This is a genomic window from Pseudomonas sp. (assembly GCF_048269965.1).
Classification (GTDB): Bacteria; Pseudomonadota; Gammaproteobacteria; order Pseudomonadales; family Pseudomonadaceae; genus Aquipseudomonas.
The window spans coordinates 106,624-124,265 of sequence record NZ_JBLWTV010000005.1; the positions used below are offsets into that span (position 1 = coordinate 106,624).

Annotated in this window: 17 protein-coding genes; 13 read left to right on the plus strand and 4 right to left on the minus strand. The window is 65.3% G+C overall.

Annotated features, from left to right (window positions below):
- Positions 1-35 precede the first annotated feature (35 nt).
- A complete protein-coding gene (locus tag ACN0X6_RS07950; protein WP_417703037.1) occupies positions 36-1,295 on the plus strand; it encodes an XAC2610-related protein in 1,260 nt (419 codons plus the stop codon).
- A gap of 48 nt (positions 1,296-1,343) precedes the next feature.
- On the opposite strand, the gene ACN0X6_RS07955 is transcribed toward ACN0X6_RS07950, so the two are convergent.
- Positions 1,344-2,405 carry an AI-2E family transporter gene (locus ACN0X6_RS07955; protein WP_417703248.1) on the minus strand — a complete coding sequence of 354 codons (1,062 nt, stop codon included), beginning with the start codon at positions 2,403-2,405 and terminating at the stop codon, positions 1,344-1,346.
- Positions 2,406-2,560: 155 nt separating this feature from the next.
- On the opposite strand from ACN0X6_RS07955, the gene ACN0X6_RS07960 reads away from it, so the two are divergent.
- The gene (locus ACN0X6_RS07960; protein ID WP_417703038.1) at positions 2,561-3,265 is read left to right on the plus strand and encodes a class I SAM-dependent methyltransferase; all 705 of its coding nucleotides are present in this window, start codon (positions 2,561-2,563) and stop codon (positions 3,263-3,265) included.
- A gap of 6 nt (positions 3,266-3,271) precedes the next feature.
- Here ACN0X6_RS07960 and ACN0X6_RS07965 read toward each other — a convergent pair whose 3' ends face one another.
- Positions 3,272-3,661, minus strand: coding sequence for a GFA family protein (locus ACN0X6_RS07965; RefSeq protein ID WP_417703039.1), 390 nt, complete (start codon positions 3,659-3,661; stop codon positions 3,272-3,274).
- Positions 3,662-3,890: 229 nt separating this feature from the next.
- On the opposite strand from ACN0X6_RS07965, the gene ACN0X6_RS07970 reads away from it, so the two are divergent.
- A complete protein-coding gene (locus tag ACN0X6_RS07970) occupies positions 3,891-4,283 on the plus strand; it encodes a hypothetical protein (RefSeq protein WP_417703040.1) in 393 nt (130 codons plus the stop codon).
- Between the two features lie 188 nt (positions 4,284-4,471).
- Positions 4,472-6,172, plus strand: a complete 1,701-nt coding sequence (locus ACN0X6_RS07975) for an amidase (RefSeq protein WP_417703041.1) — start codon at positions 4,472-4,474, stop codon at positions 6,170-6,172.
- A 552-nt stretch (positions 6,173-6,724) separates the two neighbouring features.
- Here ACN0X6_RS07975 and gspD read toward each other — a convergent pair.
- Together gspD and ACN0X6_RS07985 are read right to left on the minus strand one after the other, a co-directional pair.
- Complete coding sequence (gene gspD / locus ACN0X6_RS07980; protein ID WP_417703042.1) at positions 6,725-8,677, minus strand: type II secretion system secretin GspD; 1,953 nt, start codon at positions 8,675-8,677, stop codon at positions 6,725-6,727.
- A 4-nt stretch (positions 8,678-8,681) separates the two neighbouring features.
- Positions 8,682-9,329: a type II secretion system protein N gene (locus ACN0X6_RS07985; protein ID WP_417703043.1), complete on the minus strand. Its 648-nt coding sequence runs from the start codon at positions 9,327-9,329 to the stop codon at positions 8,682-8,684.
- A 229-nt stretch (positions 9,330-9,558) separates the two neighbouring features.
- Between ACN0X6_RS07985 and gspE the strand changes: the two genes are divergently transcribed.
- The 9 genes from gspE to ACN0X6_RS08030 all read left to right on the plus strand — a co-directional run bounded on the left by gspE (position 9,559) and on the right by ACN0X6_RS08030 (position 17,274).
- Complete coding sequence (gene gspE, locus ACN0X6_RS07990) at positions 9,559-11,046, plus strand: type II secretion system ATPase GspE (protein ID WP_417703044.1); 1,488 nt, start codon at positions 9,559-9,561, stop codon at positions 11,044-11,046.
- Between the two features lie 123 nt (positions 11,047-11,169).
- The gene (gene xcpS / locus ACN0X6_RS07995; protein ID WP_417703045.1) at positions 11,170-12,387 is read left to right on the plus strand and encodes a GspF family T2SS innner membrane protein variant XcpS; all 1,218 of its coding nucleotides are present in this window, start codon (positions 11,170-11,172) and stop codon (positions 12,385-12,387) included.
- 4 nt (positions 12,388-12,391) lie between these two features.
- Positions 12,392-12,817, plus strand: a complete 426-nt coding sequence (gspG, locus tag ACN0X6_RS08000; RefSeq protein WP_417703046.1) for a type II secretion system major pseudopilin GspG — start codon at positions 12,392-12,394, stop codon at positions 12,815-12,817.
- 82 nt (positions 12,818-12,899) lie between these two features.
- A complete protein-coding gene (gene gspH / locus ACN0X6_RS08005; RefSeq protein WP_417703047.1) occupies positions 12,900-13,409 on the plus strand; it encodes a type II secretion system minor pseudopilin GspH in 510 nt (169 codons plus the stop codon).
- A complete protein-coding gene (gene gspI / locus ACN0X6_RS08010) occupies positions 13,406-13,789 on the plus strand; it encodes a type II secretion system minor pseudopilin GspI (protein ID WP_160020313.1) in 384 nt (127 codons plus the stop codon). The genes gspH and gspI overlap by 4 nt, the downstream gene beginning before the upstream one ends.
- Positions 13,790-13,968: 179 nt before the next feature.
- Positions 13,969-14,643 (plus strand): type II secretion system minor pseudopilin GspJ, encoded by a 675-nt coding sequence (gene gspJ, locus ACN0X6_RS08015; RefSeq protein WP_417703048.1) that lies wholly within the window; start codon positions 13,969-13,971, stop codon positions 14,641-14,643.
- Complete coding sequence (gene gspK, locus ACN0X6_RS08020) at positions 14,640-15,611, plus strand: type II secretion system minor pseudopilin GspK (RefSeq protein ID WP_417703049.1); 972 nt, start codon at positions 14,640-14,642, stop codon at positions 15,609-15,611. Before gspJ ends, gspK begins: the two co-directional genes overlap by 4 nt.
- Positions 15,608-16,747 carry a type II secretion system protein GspL gene (gene gspL / locus ACN0X6_RS08025; protein WP_417703050.1) on the plus strand — a complete coding sequence of 380 codons (1,140 nt, stop codon included), beginning with the start codon at positions 15,608-15,610 and terminating at the stop codon, positions 16,745-16,747. The genes gspK and gspL overlap by 4 nt, the downstream gene beginning before the upstream one ends.
- A gap of 5 nt (positions 16,748-16,752) precedes the next feature.
- Positions 16,753-17,274: a type II secretion system protein M gene (locus ACN0X6_RS08030; protein ID WP_417703051.1), complete on the plus strand. Its 522-nt coding sequence runs from the start codon at positions 16,753-16,755 to the stop codon at positions 17,272-17,274.
- The last annotated feature ends 368 nt before the right edge of the window (positions 17,275-17,642 follow it).

Genomic DNA, 17,642 nt, shown 5'->3' on the forward strand with positions numbered 1-17,642 from the left:
ACGCTATCCGGCTCCCCACGAAACAAGGACGTTGTATGCCTTCAATGCGAAATTTCCCTGTTCTTTTGCTCCTCATTACCACCCTCTGCATACCCGCGCGGCATGTCAGTGCCACTGAAGCCACCGCCGCTTCGGTGGAATTTCCTGTCTGGAGTCACTCCTTTGTCGGCACGCTGGGCAGCAAGCAGGTAGAGGTTTCCTTGCACCGGGTTGCCGATACCCTGTCGGGCACCTACTGCTATCAACCGTGCAGTAATCAGACGCGTATCCAGCTCGTGCTGGAGGGGCAGATGCAAGGCGCCGGGGCGGAGCTGATCGAGCGAGATCGCACGAATCAAGCGGCCACTACCGGCATCTGGCAGATCGAGTCGCTGAAAGACGGGATCACCGGCACCTGGCTTGCGCCTGACGGCAAGCGCAGGCTTGCACTGGCTTTGCGCAGGGATGAGGCCGAGGGCGATTTGCAGGCGCGCTTTCCCTATGAGACACGGCTGCTGGCGGATGGGCTAGCCGAGCCGGAGGGCGATGGTTGTCCGACGCCCCCGCTGGTGTCGGCCATCCGTCTGTACAAGGACGGTGCGCTGCAGCAGACCCTGGAAACCGAGTCCCAGGGGACCTGCAGTATTTTCACGCCCGTGTTGTTCGATGCGAACTTCGATGGCTGGCCCGATCTGAGCATTGCCCAGTTTCTGCCCGCGGGCCCTAACATCCCTCATCAGACCTGGCTCTATGATCCGGCGACGGGGCGCTTCGTCGATGCACCTGCAACGTTGCAGGGCATCACGTCGCCAGATTTCGACCCGGAGCAGCAGATCGTCTATTCATTCTGGCGCGCCAGTTGTTGTGAGCATGGCGTATCGATCTACCGCTGGCGGGGCGACGAACTGGAGGAAGTCGATAGCCAGAGCAGTTATTTCCTGCCTGTGATGGTTGGCGATACGCGGCGCCTTTGCTATGTCGCCCCCGGTTACCGTGACGGTTTCATCGAGTATTCGGGCCGGGTCGAGCAGTCCGCAGATGGCCGCTTGCGTCTGCATCAGATCGACCCGAACACCTGCGAAATCGACGACTGGACTTTTCTGCATCGCACGCATATCGACATCTGGAAACCCGCCAAACCCGGGGAGAAACCGCTTCTCCTGCGGTCAGAAAACGTTGTCTGGAAATCGACCGAGACCTCTGCCGGCCAACGCTATTGCCCCGAAGTACCTTACTTCGACGATGGCCGAATCGGGCGTATGCTGCTCAGTGATGATCCCGACTCCTGCAGCGCAGAAGATCCGGCCCGGGACTGACTGGTGAGGTCGGTAGCAGGCGATCAGTGCTGCTCCACTCAGCGGTCCTCACTCCGGCAACCTGACCTTCTTCTTCGCCCCGAACAGATTCCAGCTGGCGACGAACAGCGCCGCCACCAGCGGGCCGATCACGAAGCCGTTGAGGCCCAGCAGGGCCAGGCCGCCGAGGGTGGAGATGAGGATCAGGTAGTCGGGCATGCGCGTGTCCTTGCCGACCAGAATGGGGCGCAGGATGTTGTCCACCAGGCCGATCACCAGCACGCCGAAGGCGGTGAGGATGATGCCTTGCACCAGGCTGCCGCTGAGCATCAGGTAGATGGCCACAGGTGCCCAGATGATACCGGCGCCGGCTGCCGGCAGCAGTGACAGAAAGGCCATCAGCACGCCCCACAGCAGCGGGCTGTAGATGCCCAGCGCCCAGAAGATGAAGCCACCGAGCGCGCCCTGCACGGCGGCGACCACCACGTTGCCTTTCACCGTGGCGCGCACCACGCGGGTGAACTTGATCTGCAGGCGGCGCTTGGTGGTGTCGGCCAGCGGGATGGCGGTGCGAATTCTATGCACCAGGTCCTTGCCGTCGCGCAGCAGGAAGAACAGCAGGTACAGCATCACGAAGAAGCCGATGAAGAACTCGAAGGTGCCCTGGCCGATGGCGAACACCTTGGTGGCCAGGTACTGACTGCCGGCCATGGCGCCCTTGGAGATCTGTTCGCGCAGGCCGTCGAGGTTGGAGATGCCGACGCGGGCGAGCTGTTCCTGTATCGAGGGCGGCAGCATGCGTATGCCGCTGGTGACGTAGGCGCCTGCGTCCAGCTCGCCTGACTCCAGTTTCTGATACAGGGCGGTGCCTTCGGCCACCACGGCCGAGGTGATGAAGATCACCGGCAGAATCGCCACCAGCAGGCAGATGACCAGCGTCAGCAAAGCGGCCAGATTGCCTCGGCCGCCCATGCGACGGATCAGGCGCTCCTGCAGGGGCGAAAACACCACGGCCAGGACCATGGCCCAGAACACCGCGCCGTAAAACGGCAGCAGTATCCAGAAGAAGGCGATGGTCACCAGGACGAGCAGCAGGATGAAGGCTTTCTGTTCGAAGGTCGGGCTCTGCATATCGGGTTCGCTGGCAAGGGACATGCCAGTTAGTCCCCCGATGCTCTGGCAAAGTGCCGACAAAGTTGGAGTGGGCCTGGGGCGATGCAGTGGGGGGCTTGACAGCTCTGGGATACTGGAAGGCGTGAGGCTGATCATTCGACGGAGGCATGGCCATGCGTGACGAGGAAATCAGGGCGCTGTTCGATCAGCAGGCAGCGGGCTACGACAAGCAATGGGCGGGGATGGCGCCGATTCGTGAGGCGCTGTATCTGCTGCTCGATGCGCTGTTCATCGACCTGCCGGCCGACGCGCGGATGCTGTGCGTGGGCACCGGCACGGGGGCGGAAATCGCGCACCTGGCCGAGCGCTTTGCGGGCTGGCGTTTCACCGCGCTCGACCCGTCCGGGGCGATGCTCGAGTTGTGTCGCCAGCGCGCGCAGCGCGGCGGCTTTGCCGAACGCTGCGACTTTCACCAGGGCTATCTGGATACGCTGGCGCCTGGGGCGGTCTACGACGGCGCCACCTGTTTCCTGGTGTCGCAGTTTCTGCTCGAACCTGCCGCGCGCACCGGGTTCTTCAGCCAGATCGCACAGCGCCTGAAACCCGGCGGGCTGCTGGCCAGTGCCGACCTGGCGGCAGATACCCAGTCGCCGGCCTACGAGGTATTGCTGCCTGGCTGGATGACGCTGATGGCATCGGCCGGGGTCGATGCGCAGACGCTGGAGCGTGCACGTGCGGCCTACGCCCGCGATGTGGCGGTGCTGCCGGCGCCGCAGGTGGCTGGCATCATCCAGGCCGCCGGGTTCAACGCGCCGGTGCAGCTCTTCCAGACCGGGCTGATGCACGGCTGGATAAGCCGGCGCGAAGCCGATGCTTGAGCGGTTCTACTCGTGGCGCGTGCTGCGGTCGCGGTCGCGCGGGTAGTGGCGGTCGAAGGGCAAGGGCGGTAGCCAGGTTTCGCGGCGGATGGTCCAGAGTTCGTAGGTGGGGGTGAACCGGTTCGGTTCGTCCAGCGAGCCGACGTTCACTTCGACCTCATCCGCCGAGCGCGCGAACACCGGCGAGCCGCAGCGCGGGCAGAAGTGGCGGCCGGCGTACTGGCCGGTTTCGCCCTCTACCTGCACCGCGTCCTGCGGGAATATCGCCGAAGCATGGAAGAGGGCGCCATGGTGCTTGCGGCAGTCCATGCAGTGGCAGAGGCCGACCCGATAAGGCTGGCCGCTGGTTTCGAAACGTACCTGGCCGCAGAGGCAGCCGCCGGTGAGGTGGGGCATGGCGATATTCTCCTGTTTCGTGTTCGGTGACTGAGACCATAGCAGGGGGAGTGCATGGGGCTGATCCTGCGATCAGGTGAACGACGCGGTAGCGGTGGTCCACGGCTGGCAGGCGCTGCGCTCCGTGTTGCACGTGTCATCTGGCTACACTGCCGCTATGTTGTCAGCGTCGCCCTGCCTGGTTTGGCGAGGGTGACCTCTACCGACTTTCTCGGCACAGGGACTGGTGATGAAACTTTTTCATTTTCTTCTTGCTCTGGTCATCGCTTGGCTACCCGGATGCAGCCGGAGTGTCAGCGAGCGGGTGATTTATGAAGGAGGCAACTGGTGGTCGATTCGGCAAGTGCATGAGCCCCATCCTGCCGGCGGTGTGAGAGTCGAGTACCGTGTCTATCACCGGGGCAAGCTGGTCAGTTTTGCGCCGCCGTTGGTCGAGCGGGAAACCAGTAGCCTGCTGTCGGTCGCGCACTTCAATCCGGGCGTGTTTCTTTACCCGGACCTGATCGTGCTGGTGAGCGATCGCTTCATTGATGAGCATGGTTATGACAATGCGCGGTTGCGCGCCTTTCGCCTGATCAGCCATTTCGACCGGGTGGAAATCGTGCCTGTCGCCATACCGTGATGCTCATCGCAAGCGGTTGGGCTTGGCATGTATCATTTGTTCTTGTCGCCTGTTTCAGGCTGAACGCTGCTTTGTTCCGATGACCTGACTTGCGACTGTGTGGTGCTGTGTCGGTCCGGTAAAGCGCCGTTTTCCGTATTCAGGGTCGCCCTAGATCGGCAGGCCCGGCTATTGCGAGTGATGACACGATGATCGAGGTAACCGAAGTTTCCATTGCCGAGCTGCGCGCCGCGCTGGAGTCTGGCCGCACCACGGCCGTCGAGCTGGTCAAGGCCTACCTGGCGCGTATCGACGCCTACGATGGCCCGAATACGCCGACCCGGCTCAATGCGGTGGTGGTGCGCAACCCCGATGCGCTGAAGGAGGCCGAGGCCTCCGATACGCGCCGTGCCCGTGGCGAAACCCTCGGCCCGCTGGATGGCATTCCCTACACCGCCAAGGACAGCTACCTGGTCAAGGGTCTGACGGCGGCCTCCGGCAGCCCGGCGTTCAAGGATCTGGTGGCGCAGCGTGATGCCTTCACCGTCGAGCGCCTGCGTGCGGCAGGCGCCATCTGCCTGGGCAAGACCAACATGCCGCCGATGGCCAATGGCGGCATGCAGCGCGGTGTCTATGGCCGCGCCGAAAGCCCGTACAACGCCGATTACCTGACTGCGCCCTTCGCTTCGGGCTCGTCCAACGGTGCCGGCACTGCCACCGCCGCCAGTTTCTCCGCCTTCGGCCTGGCCGAGGAAACCTGGTCCAGCGGGCGTGGCCCGGCCTCGAACAACGGCCTGTGCGCCTACACGCCGTCGCGCGGGGTGATCTCGGTGCGCGGCAACTGGCCGCTGACGCCGACCATGGATGTGGTGGTGCCCTATGCCCGCACCATGGCCGACCTGCTGCAAGTGCTCGACGTGGTGGTGGCCGACGATGCCGACAGCCGTGGCGATCTGTGGCGTTTGCAGCCCTGGGTGCCAATCCCCAAGGCTTCCGAGGTGCGCCCCGCGTCCTACCTGGCACTTGCGGCCAGGGCCGATGCATTGGCCGGCAAGCGCCTGGGCGTGCCGCGGATGTTCATCAACAAGGACGAAGAGGCCGGTACCAGCGAGAACCCTGGCATCGGCGGGCCGACGGGCCAGCGCATTCACACCCGGCCGACGGTGATCGACCTGTGGGAAGCGGCGCGTCAGGCGCTGGAAGCGGCTGGCGCCGAGGTGGTCGAAGTGGACTTCCCGCTGGTGTCCAACTGTGAGGGCGACCGTCCCGGTGCGCCGACCGTGTTCAACCGTGGCATCGTCACGCCCGAGTTCCTGCATGACGAGCTGTGGGAGCTGAGCGGCTGGGCTTTCGACGACTTCCTGCGCGCCAATGCTGATCCGCAACTCAACCGCCTGGCCGATGTGGACGGGCCGCAGATTTTTCCGCATGACCCCGGCACGCTGCCGAATCGTGAGGGCGACCTGGCGGCGGGCATGGAGGAATACGTCAACATGGCCAAACGCGGCATCAAGCCCTTGGATCAGATCTCCACGCTGCCCGACGGTCTGCGCGGCCTGGAGTACACACGCAAGATCGACCTGGAAGACTGGATGGATAAACTGGGCCTGGATGCGGTGTTGTTCCCTACCGTGGCCGATGTCGGCCCGGCGGATGCCGACGTGAATCCGGCATCCGCCGATATCGCCTGGAGCAACGGTGTGTGGGTGGCCAACGGCAACCTGGCGATCCGTCATCTGGGTGTGCCGACCGTCACCGTGCCGATGGGCGTGATGGCCGATATCGGTATGCCGGTGGGGCTGACCTTTGCCGGCCGTGCCTATGATGATTCGGCACTGCTGCAGCTCGCGGCGGCCTATGAGTCGACTGGCAGCAAGCGTCAGGTTCCGCTGCGCACGCCGGCGTTGTGACCTGAACCTGCCACCCTGTGGGAGGGCTTCAGCCGCGACTGCAGCAGAGATCGTCGCCGCTGAAGCGCCTCCCACGGTTTGTGGCGCTCCACAATCAACACGTAGGGCGGGTGCAACCCGCCATCGCCATTCTGGCGGGTTTCACCCGCCCTACGATGTATCGTTCACCTGTGAATTGAAGAGGGGAGGCAAGTCGCGCTGGCTCAGTGGGAGGGGCTTGAGCCGCGACTGCTGCAGAGATTGTCGCCGCTAAAGCGCCTCCCACGGTTTGTGGCGCTCCACAATTCAGCGCGTAGGGCGGGTGCAACCCGCCATCGCCATTCTGGCGGGTTTCACCCGCCCTACGATGTATCGTTCACCTGTGAATTGAAGAGGGGAGGCAAGTCGCGCTGGCTCAGTGGGAGGGGCTTGAGCCGCGACTGCTGCAGAGATTGTCGCCGCTAAAGCGCCTCCCACGGTTTGTGGCGCTCCACAATTCAGCGCGTAGGGCGGGTGCAACCCGCCATCGCCATTGCGGCGGATTACACCCGCCCACGAGATGACGCCCTATCGTTACTGGCGCAAATCCACCGCCGGTGCGCCCTGGCCGTCGAACAGCTGGCCCGGGGTGCTGGGCAGGATGCTGGGGCGGCCGTTGTCCGGGCCGCCGTTGCCGAGGATGCGAATGTCGCTGTACTTCTTGCCCGACAGTGCAGCCAGGCCGGCGCCGTCGCGGACGATGGTCGGCCGCAGGAAGACCATCAGGTTGCGTTTGATATGGGACTCGCGGGTGGAGCGGAACAGCCCGCCGAGCAAAGGAATGTCGCCCAGCAGCGGCACCTTGGAGATGGCCTGGGTGACGTCGTCCTGAATCAGGCCGCCGAGCACGATCACCTGACCGTCGTCGACGAGGATGGTGCTCTTGATCGAGCGCTTGTTGGTCACCAGATCGACCGCCTGGGCGTTGAGCCCGGTGCTGGGGGCGATGGAGGAGATTTCCTGCTCGATCTCCAGGCGCAGGGTGGCGCCTTCGTTGATGTGCGGAGTGACCTTGAGGGTCACGCCGATGTCCTGGCGTTCGATGGTGGTGAAGGGGTTGCCGGCACCCGAGGCGTCGGTGGTGTAGGAGCCGGTCTGGAAGGGCACGTTCTGCCCGACGAGGATTTCCGCCTTCTGGTTGTCCAGGGTCAGCAGGCTCGGCGTGGACAGCAGGTTGCTCTTGCTGTTGGCCGAGAGCGCGGTGATCAGCGCGCCGAAACGGTCGCTGCCGATGCCGATGATGGCGCCGTCGGGCAGGGTGAGGTCTTCCGGTATTTCCTCACTCTGCAGGATCTGCAGCACGCTGCCCACCGACAGGCCGGTGCCGGCGAAGTTGACCCCGCCCAGGCCGCCCCTGCCGCCGCTGCCGCTGCGGGCATCCACGGCCCACTGCACGCCGAGGGCGTCGGTGATGTCGCCGGAGACCTCGACGATGGCCGCTTCGACCATCACCTGGGCGCGCGGTACGTCGAGCTGACGCACGATGTCTTCGAGGGTGGCGACCAGATCGGGCTCGGCCAGCAACACCAGGGCGTTGAGGCTCTCGTCGGCGCGGATGAGGATGTTCGACTGCCTGCCGGTGGTTTCGCTGTTTTCCTGATTCTTCAGGCCTTCGGAGATTTCCCCGAGGGTTTCGGCCAGGGATTTGGCATCGTTGTGGCGCAGGCGGATCACCCGCGTATTGGCCGAGCGGCTGGTGGGGCTGTCCAGCGAGCGCGCGAGGTCGGCCAGTTTGGCGCGGGCGTCCGGTGGGCCGAGCAGAATCAGGCGGTTGGTGCGGGCATCGGCTACCACCTGGGTGGCACTGGTGCCCTTGGCCTGGCCACGGGCGATGGCGGTATTGAGCACTTCAGCGGCGTCCATCACCCAGGCGTGCTGCAGGGTGACCACGCTGAAGTCTTGCGCGCCGCTGCGGTCGAGCTGGCGCATCAGGTCTTCGATGCGTTCGATGTTGGCGCTACGGTCGCTGATGATCAGCGCGTTGGACGAGGTGACGGCAGCCAGGTGGCCATATTGCGGCACCAGTGGACGAATCAGCGGGATCAGCTCGGCCACTGGCGCGTGCTGCACCTGGATCAGGCGGGTTTCCAGGCGATCCGGCGCCGGGCGGCCGGCATCGGCTTCGGCCTTGGCCTCGGCGTTGGGCACGATGCGCGCCTGGTCGCCCTGGGTCAGCACGCTGAAACCGTGGGTGGCCATCACCGAGAGAAACAGCTGATAGACCTCGGACAGCCCCAGTGGCGTGCTGGAGATCACGTTGACCTGGCCCTTCACGCGCGGGTCGACGACGAAGGTCTGCCCGGTGATGGCGGCGACCTGATCGATGAACTCGCGGATGTCGGCGCCCTTGAGGTTGATGGTCCAGCTTTCTTCCTGCTGGTTGGCGCTGGCCGGCACCTGCTCGATTTGCGCAAGCAAGGGCAAGGGGGCAGCGGCCAGGCCGGCGGCGAGGAGGGCGAGGGTCAGTCTGCTTCGGAGAACATGCATCGGTTCAGTCGCTTTCCATGAGCTGATCGGCGGGCGTTTCCTCCGGCAGTGTGCCGGAGGCTTCCATCTGTTCACGCAGGTCTTGCATGCGCTGGCGCAGTTGTTCGAGGTTGTTCTGGTCGAGTTGGTCGAGCTGTTCGACGGGGTCGTCGAGCGTTTCTTCCGCTGGCGTATAGACGCTGTACTGGCCACTCTGCTGACGAGGGAAGGCCAGGTTTTCGCGGCGACCGTTGCGCAGCAGTTCGACGCGGTCGGCATAGACGGCATCCAGGCGCACGCCGCTGTCCACCTGCATGCCAACGGTATAACGCTGGGCGCTCTGGCCCTGGCGCTGGAGCACCGCGCTGGAGCGTTGCGGGTCACTGTGGACGAAACTGCCGAGCAGCGTCAGTTGCAGGTTGGTGGCCGGTGGCGTACCGCTGTCGGCCTCGCGCGGGCTGCCGAACAACTGGGCGATGGGCGCCTGCGCGCGCTGTTGCAGATCGGGGGCGGTCTGGCCGAGCGGTTGCTCTACGGGGCCGCGCACCAGACGCAGCAATTCTGCGCTTTGCCAGGCCAGACTCACGCTCAGGGCGATCAGCACGAGCATGCCGATCAGGCTCGGGGCATTGTCCTTGATCCGCTGGGAAAGGGCCGAGATGGGCAAAAGCATTACTCCGCAAACGACAGTCCGATTCTTCTTATGTGCTGGGCGTCGCGCGCTGATCATAGCAGCCTGCGCGAGGTTGGCATCCCCTAAATGGGGTGGGTGTAGAGTTACAGACGATGTGTTAAAGATAGTCGAATGTACGCACAAAAAAGACCGTCCTAGAGGTAGCCATTGGGTCAAACAGTCAGATTTGGCTGTGCTACCCGAATAAGGTTCTGTTCCAAGGTCACGCATGAACACTTCGTTGCCCGAAATTCCGCTGCGCCGTCTGCCCTTCAGCTTTGCCAAGCGTCACGGCGTGGTGTTCGTCATGCAGGACGAACGCTCCAGCCTGGCCCATCGCGCCGATTGTGACCCGGTGGCGCTGGCCGAGGCGCAGCGTTTCGCCGGTCGCCGCCTGCCGCTGCAGGCGCTGAGCGCACCTGAGTTCGCCCTGGTGCTGGGTGCGGCCTATCAGCACGATTCCGCTTCCATGCAATTGGCCGAGGACATCGGCGGCAGTTTCGATCTGGCCTCGTTGGCCGATCAGGTGCCGGAAACCGAAGACCTGCTGGAGCAGGAGGACGACGCGCCAATCATCCGCCTGATCAACGCCATCCTCGGCGAAGCGATCAAGGAAAACGCCTCCGACATTCACCTGGAAACTTTCGAGAAACGCCTGGTGGTGCGCTTTCGCGTCGACGGCATCCTCCGTGAGGTGCTCGAACCCAAACGCGAGCTGGCCGCGTTGCTGGTCTCGCGGGTGAAAGTGATGGCGCGGCTGGACATCGCCGAGAAGCGCGTGCCGCAGGACGGGCGCATCTCGCTCAAGGTCGGCGGGCGCGAGGTGGACATTCGCGTGTCCACCTTGCCCTCGGCCAACGGTGAGCGGGTGGTGCTGCGTCTGCTCGACAAACAGGCCGGACGCTTGTCTCTGCAGCACCTGGGCATGCGCGCCGAGGACCGCAAGCTCATGGAAGAAACGGTGCGCAAGCCGCACGGCATCCTGCTGGTCACCGGCCCCACCGGCTCGGGCAAGACCACCACGCTGTACGCCAGCCTGGTCAGCCTCAACGACCATACGCGCAACATCCTCACCGTCGAGGACCCCATCGAATACCATCTCGAAGGCATCGGCCAGACCCAGGTCAACACCAAGGTGGACATGACCTTCGCCCGCGGTCTGCGCGCCATCCTGCGCCAGGACCCGGACGTGGTGATGGTCGGCGAGATCCGCGACAAGGAAACCGCCGAGATCGCCGTACAGGCTTCGCTGACCGGCCACCTGGTGCTCTCCACGTTGCACACCAACAGCGCCATCGGCGCCATCACTCGCCTGGTGGACATGGGCGTAGAGCCCTTTTTGCTGTCGTCATCCTTGCTGGGTGTACTGGCCCAGCGCCTGGTGCGGGTGCTGTGCCCCGCGTGCAAGGAACCCTATGCGGCCGATGCAGCCGAATGCGCGTTGCTCGGCGTGCCGGCCAGTTCGCCGCCGACGCTGTACCACGCTCGCGGTTGCGCCCATTGCCATCAGCAGGGCTATCGTGGGCGTACCGGCATCTACGAACTGGTGGTCTTCGATGAAACCATGCGCACGCTGGTGCACAGCCGCGCTTCCGAGCAGGACATGAGCCGCCACGCCCGCAGCCTGGGCCCGAGCATCCGCGACGATGGCCGGCGCAAGGTGCTGGAAGGGGTGACCACGGTCGAGGAAGTGCTGCGCGTGACGCGAGAAGAATGATGACAATCGGGATGTTGGCATGGGCTCCTGTAGGAGCGGCTGGGCGGCATTGCGCTGCAGCCGCGAGTCGATGCAGATCGCGGCTGATGCCGCTGCTGCGGGAACAACCGGAGCGCTTGGCCGATGGCTGCCTTTGAATATATCGCCCTCGACGGGCGCGGCCGCCAGCAGAAGGGTGTGCTGGAGGCCGACAGCGCGCGCCAGGTGCGCCAACTGCTGCGCGAGCGCCAACTGGCGCCGCTGGAGGTCAAGGCCACGCGCAGCCGTGAGCAGGACAGTGGTCAGGCGCGTCTGGGTTTTGTACGTGGCCTGTCAGCGCGCGACCTGGCGCTGGTCACTCGCCAGTTGGCGACGCTGATCCAGGCGGCGCTGCCCATCGAAGAAGCGCTGCGCGCCGCTGCTGCGCAATCCACCAGTTCGCGTATCCAGAGCATGCTCCTGGCGGTGCGCGCCCGCGTGCTGGAGGGCCACAGCCTGGCCGGCAGCCTGAAGGAATTTCCGGCCGCGTTTCCCGAGCTGTACCGCGCCACGGTGGCGGCGGGAGAACATGCCGGGCACCTCGGCCCGGTGCTGGAGCAATTGGCCGACTACACCGAACAGCGTCAGCAGTCGCGACAGAAGGTGCAGTTGGCGTTGCTCTACCCGGTGATCCTGATGTGCGCGTCCTTGCTGATCGTCGGCTTTCTGCTCGGCTACGTGGTACCGGACGTGGTCAAGGTGTTCGTCGACTCGGGGCAGACCCTGCCGGCGCTGACGCGCGGGCTGATCGCCCTGAGCGACTGGGTCAAGACCTGGGGGCTGGTCGCCCTGGTGGCGCTGATCCTGGCGGTCGTCGCCTTGCGCGCAGCCCTGCGTGACGAGGCGTTCAGGCTGCGCTGGCATCGGTTTCTGCTGCGCATACCGCTGGTCGGTCAGCTGGGCCGCGCCACCGATTGCGCGCGTTTTGCCTCGACCCTGGCGATCCTCACCCGCAGCGGTGTGCCGCTGGTGGAGGCGCTGGCGATTGCCGGCGAGGTGATCGGCAACCGTGTGATTCGTGGCGAGGTGCTGGTGGCGGCGCAGAAGGTGCGCGAAGGTGGCAGCCTGACCCGCTCGCTGGAGGCCACCGGACAGTTCCCGCCGATGATGCTGCACATGATCGCCAGCGGTGAGCGCTCCGGCGAGCTGGATCAGATGTTGGCGCGTACGGCGAAGAACCAGGAGAACGACCTCGGCGCTCAGATCGCCCTGTTGGTCGGCTTGTTCGAGCCGTTCATGCTGGTCTTCATGGGGGCAGTGGTGCTGGTGATCGTACTGGCCATCCTGCTGCCGATTCTTTCTTTGAACCAGATGGTGGGGTAGCTAGGTGAATAGCAGACAAGCAGGTTTCACCCTGATTGAAATCATGGTGGTGGTGGTGATTCTGGGCATTCTGGCGGCGCTGGTGGTGCCGCAGGTGATGAGCCGGCCGGATCAGGCCAAGGTCACCGCCGCGCAGAACGACATTCGCGCCATCGGCGCCGCGCTGGACATGTACAAGCTCGACAACCACAACTACCCCAGCACCCAGCAGGGCCTGGAGGCGCTGGCGAGCAAGCCGAGCGGCAACCCGCCGGCGAAGAACTGGAGCAAGGATGGCTACCTCAAGCGCCTGCCCATCGATCCCTGGGGCAACCCGTATCAGTACCTGGCCCCCGGTACCAAGGGTGCCTTCGATCTCTACTCGCTCGGCGCCGACGGCAAGCAGGGTGGCAGCGACCTGAACGCCGATATCGGCAACTGGGATCTCTGACCCGACCATGCCGCTGTTCGCCTGTGGGAGCGAGCGAAGCGTTCGACATCGCCCATGTTCGCGAGCAGAGCTCGCTCCTGCGTTGAAGGCGCAGCGCGGCTTTACCCTGATCGAGCTGCTGGTGGTACTGGTCATTCTCGGCAGCCTGATCGGCCTGGCGGTACTCAGCACCGGTGTCGCCGGGCCGGCACGCGAGCTGCGCAGCGAGGCCGAGCGCCTCGGTGGGCTGATCGGCGTGCTGGTCGACGAGGCGGTGCTGGACAATCGCGAATATGGCCTGAGTTTCACTCGCGAAGGCTATCGGGTGCTGCGCTACGACCCGCAGCGCGGCGAGTGGCAGGCGCTGGATCGCCAGGCTCATCGCCTGCCAGAGTGGGCCGAGCTGGCATTCGAGGTGGAGGGCGAGGCCTTGAGCCTGACAACTGATGACAGTGCTGATACGCCACAGTTGCTGATCCTCTCCAGCGGTGAAATGACGCCCTTCCGTCTGCGCCTGGCCGAACGTCGTCGTGAAGGCCTGCGCCTACAGTTGTCCAGCGATGGCTTCGGTCTGCCGCGTGTCGAGGAACTGGGCACGAGGCGCGCGCGATGAGGCCAGTACGCGGCTTTACCCTGCTCGAAGTGCTGGTGGCCCTGGCCATTTTCGCCCTGATTGCCGCCAGCGTGCTGACTGCCAGCGCACGTAGCGTGCGCACGGCCAGCCAGCTCGAAAACAAGACCCTGGCCATGTGGGTGGCGGACAACCAGCTGACCGAGCTGCAGCTGGCCGACACGCCACCGGCTGATGGCCGCGACCAGGGCCAGGTGGAGTTCGCCGGCCGTCGCTGGTCGTGGCAAAGCGAAATCCAGGCCACCAGCGAGCCGGCCATGCGCCGCGTGACGCTGTGGGTCGCCGCCGAGGAGCGCGGCGCCAGGGGCGATCTGCGTGAGCGGGCGCAGGTCACGCTCAGCGGTTTCCTGGGGGCGCCATGATGCGTAGGAGCGAGCTCTGCTCGCGAATCCGTGGCGACGCCATTTCGCTCGCGACGCTCGCTCCAGTCCGTAGGGTGGGCCGGGCGGCGCTCCGCTTCAGCCCACCAACAGCGGCCAGCCTTGGTGGGCTAAAGCCCACCCTACCAACTGGTGACCCTCAGCGGTTTTCTGGGGGCTCCATGAAGTGTGGGAGCGCTCAGCGCGGCTTCACCCTGCTGGAGCTGTTGATTGCCATCGCCATCTTCGCCCTGCTGGGCCTGGCCACCTACCGCATGCTCGACAGCGTGCTCAGCGCCGATGCCGTCACTCGCGAGCACGAACGTCAGTTACGCGAGTTGACCCGCGCCCTGTCAGCCTTCGAGCGCGATCTGCGCCAGGTCACGGTACGGCCGATTCGCGATGCTTTCGGTGATGCCCAGCCGGCGCTGCACGGCGATCTGGCTGATGCCACGGCGCTGGAACTGAGTCGCGTCGGCTGGCGCAACCCGCTCGGCCAACCGCGTGCCGAGGTACAGCGGGTGCGTTGGCAGCTCAGTGGCGAGCAGTGGCAGCGGCGTTACTGGCGCGTGCTGGATCGCGCGCAGGACAGCACGCCGCAGATCCAGCAGGCGCTCGATGGCGTCGAGTCATTGAGCCTGCGCTATCTGGACAAGGACGGCCAGTGGCAGCCTGACTGGCCGCCAGCCAATGCTTCTGGCGACGCGTTGCTCACCGAGCTGCCGCGCGCCGTGGAACTGCGCCTGCAGCATCGCCGCTATGGCGAGCTGCGGCGTCTGCTGCGCCTGCCCGATCTGCCGGCGCAGAACGCTGCCGGCGCGCCGCCGGAAGATCCTGCTGAGGCGCCGCCGTCATGAAGCGGCAGAATGGGGTGGCGTTGATCACTGTGCTGCTGGTGGTCGCCGTGGTCACGGTGGTGTGCGCCGGGCTGATCGCCCGTCAGCAACTGTCGATCCGCAGCAGCGCCAACCAGTTGCACGTGACCCAGGCCTGGCACTACGCCCTGGGGGGCGAGACGCTGGCCAAGGCGATGCTCGAGCGCGACCTGCGCCGGGGTGATCCACGTCAGCCGGTTGATCACCTGCTGGAACCTTGGGCCAGGCCGCTGACGTTCCCGCTGGATGAAGGCGGCGAGCTGCGCGTGCGCATCGTCGACCCCAACGGCCGTTTCAACCTCAACAGCCTGGTGCGCCAGGGCCGGCCCAACGAGCTGGCGGTGCTGCGCCTGCGCCGCCTGCTGTTGCGTCTGGGCATCGACAAACCCTATGCCGAGCGCTTGCTGGACTGGCTCGATAGCGACAGTGAGCTGCGGGGCGGCAATGGCGCCGAGGACGGCCAGTATCTGCTGGCGACACCGCCTTATCGCACCGCCAATCGCGAGATCACCGACGTGTCCGAACTGCGCCTGCTGCTGGAGATGGAGGAGGCCGACTACCGTCGCTTGTTGCCCTTCGTCAGCGCGCTGCCGAGCGAGGCGCTGCTCAACGTCAACACCGCCAGCGCGATGGTGCTCTCCAGCCTGTCCGATGGCCTGACGCCGGACGCGGCCCTGGCCCTGCTCGCCGGGCGTGGTGACGAGGGGTATCCGAGCCCGGCCGCTTTCGCCGCTCAGCCTGCGCTCGCCGGGTTGGGTGAACAGGTGGTACAGGGGCTGGCGGTCGGCAGCCAGTATTTCGAGGTGTTCAGCGAGGTGAGCCTGGGCGAACGCCGGGTGGTATTGCGTAGCCTGCTGCAGCGCGGCAATGATGGCCAGGTCAGTGTCCTGGCTCGTGATCTGGGGCATGGCGGTGTGCCGCCACGTCCCATCGAGGAAGAACAAGAATGAACCCGACATGGATTTTCCTGCCGCCCGAGGCGTGCCATGCGCTCTCAGCGGATCTAGTCGTGCAGCGCGTCACGACAGGCGATAGCCGCACCCTCAGCCTGGCCGAGGCCCTGGTCGATCTGCCGGCACACTGGGAGCTGGTGCTGCCGGTGGAGGCGGTCACCGCCTGCGCCGTGCAACTGCCTACGCAGAAGGCGCGCTGGATGCGCCAGGCGCTGCCGTTCGCGGTGGAGGAGTTGCTGGCCGAGGATGTCGAGCTGATGCACCTGGCGCTGGCTGAGCAACTGGCCGATGGTCGTCACCGCGTCTATGCGCTGCGCGCCAGTTGGCTGCGCGAGTGCCTGGCCCTGTGCGCGGCGCAACCGCCGCAGGCAATTCGCGTCGATGCCGATCTGCTGCCACGCCAGGGCAGTCAGCTGCTCTGGTTGCAGGCGCGCTGGTTGCTCGGTGGCGAGGCGCCCTGGCGCCTGGCTTTGCAGGACGAGGATTGGCCAGCGCTAGCAGGCCGTTGCCCATCGCCCTGCATTGCCAGTGCGCCAGATGGGCAGGTGCTGCCAGACCCGGTCGATGAGGTGCATCTGCTGGAGGACGCGCACCAATGGCTGGTGCGTCAGGGCAACGGCGTCGATCTGGCCCAGGGGGCGTTCGCCCTGCGCCAGAGTGGCGACAGTTGGCGGCGTTGGCGCCCGCTGGCCGGGGTACTGGCGCTGTGCTTCGTGCTGCAGTGGAGCTTCACGCTCGCGCAGGGCTGGTACCTGCAGCGCGAGGCCGATGCTTACGCTGCGTCCAGCGAGGCGCTGTACCGCGAGTTGTTTCCGCAGGACAGCAAGCTGATCAACCTGCGTGCGCAGTTCGATCAGCATCTGACGCAGTCCTCGGGTGGCGACAGCCCGGTGCTGGGCATGCTGGCCGAGGTGGCGGCGGCGCTGCAGGCCGAGGGCACAGCGCTGGTGCAGGTCAATCAGCTCGATTACAGCGCGACCCGTGGCGATCTGTCGTTGCAATTGCAGGCGCCGGGCTTTGCCGAGCTGGAGCGTTTGCGTGAGCGTCTGGAGGAATCCGGCCTGTCGGTGCAGATGGGCTCGGCCAGCCGTGAAGCCGAGGGCGTCAGTGCACGCGTGGTGATAGGAGGATGATGGGCATGTCGAGGACGGGGTTGAGCGAACGTCTGCAACTGCACTGGCAGCGCTCGCCGCTGGCGCAGCGCTGGCAGACGCTGCCGGCGCGTGATCGCCTGGCACTTGTGGCGCTGAGCGTTTTCCTGCTGTTGGTGCTGTTTTATCTGGCGTTGTGGCAACCGGTGCAGCGTCATGCTCAGGCCGCGCGTAGCGCATTCGAAGAGCAGCGCGCCCTGTACGCCTATATGCAGAGCCGTGCGCCACAGGTGCAGGGGCGCGACCTGCAGCCACGCGCCAGCCTCGACCCGGCGCGCCTGCAGGGGGTGGTCACGGCGAGTGCGGCTGAGCAGGGGCTGGTGATCGAGCGTCTGGATACCGAAGGCTTTGGCGTGGTGCAGGTCAACCTGCAGCCGGTGGCATTCGCTCAGTTGCTGCGCTGGATTCAGGCGCTGGAGGGGCAGGGCGTGCGCGTCGAGGAAGCCGGGCTGGACCGCGCCGAGGAAAACCGTGTGAGCGCGCGCCTGAGCCTGCGCGTGGACGGGTAGGGTGCGCCATGCGCACCGGCTGTTTGTGGTCGTCGCTATCAGGTTCGCTTGTCTCGGTGCGCGCGGCGCACCCTACGGTTTGCATGGCGCCGCGGTAACAGTGCGCACTCAATTGGGCGGTTAGGGAACGTGGGCGTGCCGATACGGTGCAAATTTCAGCGCGGGTTGGAACGCGTTAGAGGCGTTGATGCCCATGAAATGGACATTCGTTGATTCCTGGCCTGAGTATTGCTGTAAGTATCCGTTTGCCCTTTTCGCTTGATCACTCCTTTGCCTGGCTGTCAATATCTGTCGCCGGCGCTTCCTGTGCTTCTGTAATTAGTTGTCGCATTGAGGAAATATCGCCTCATTGCCTGCCGCTAGAATGC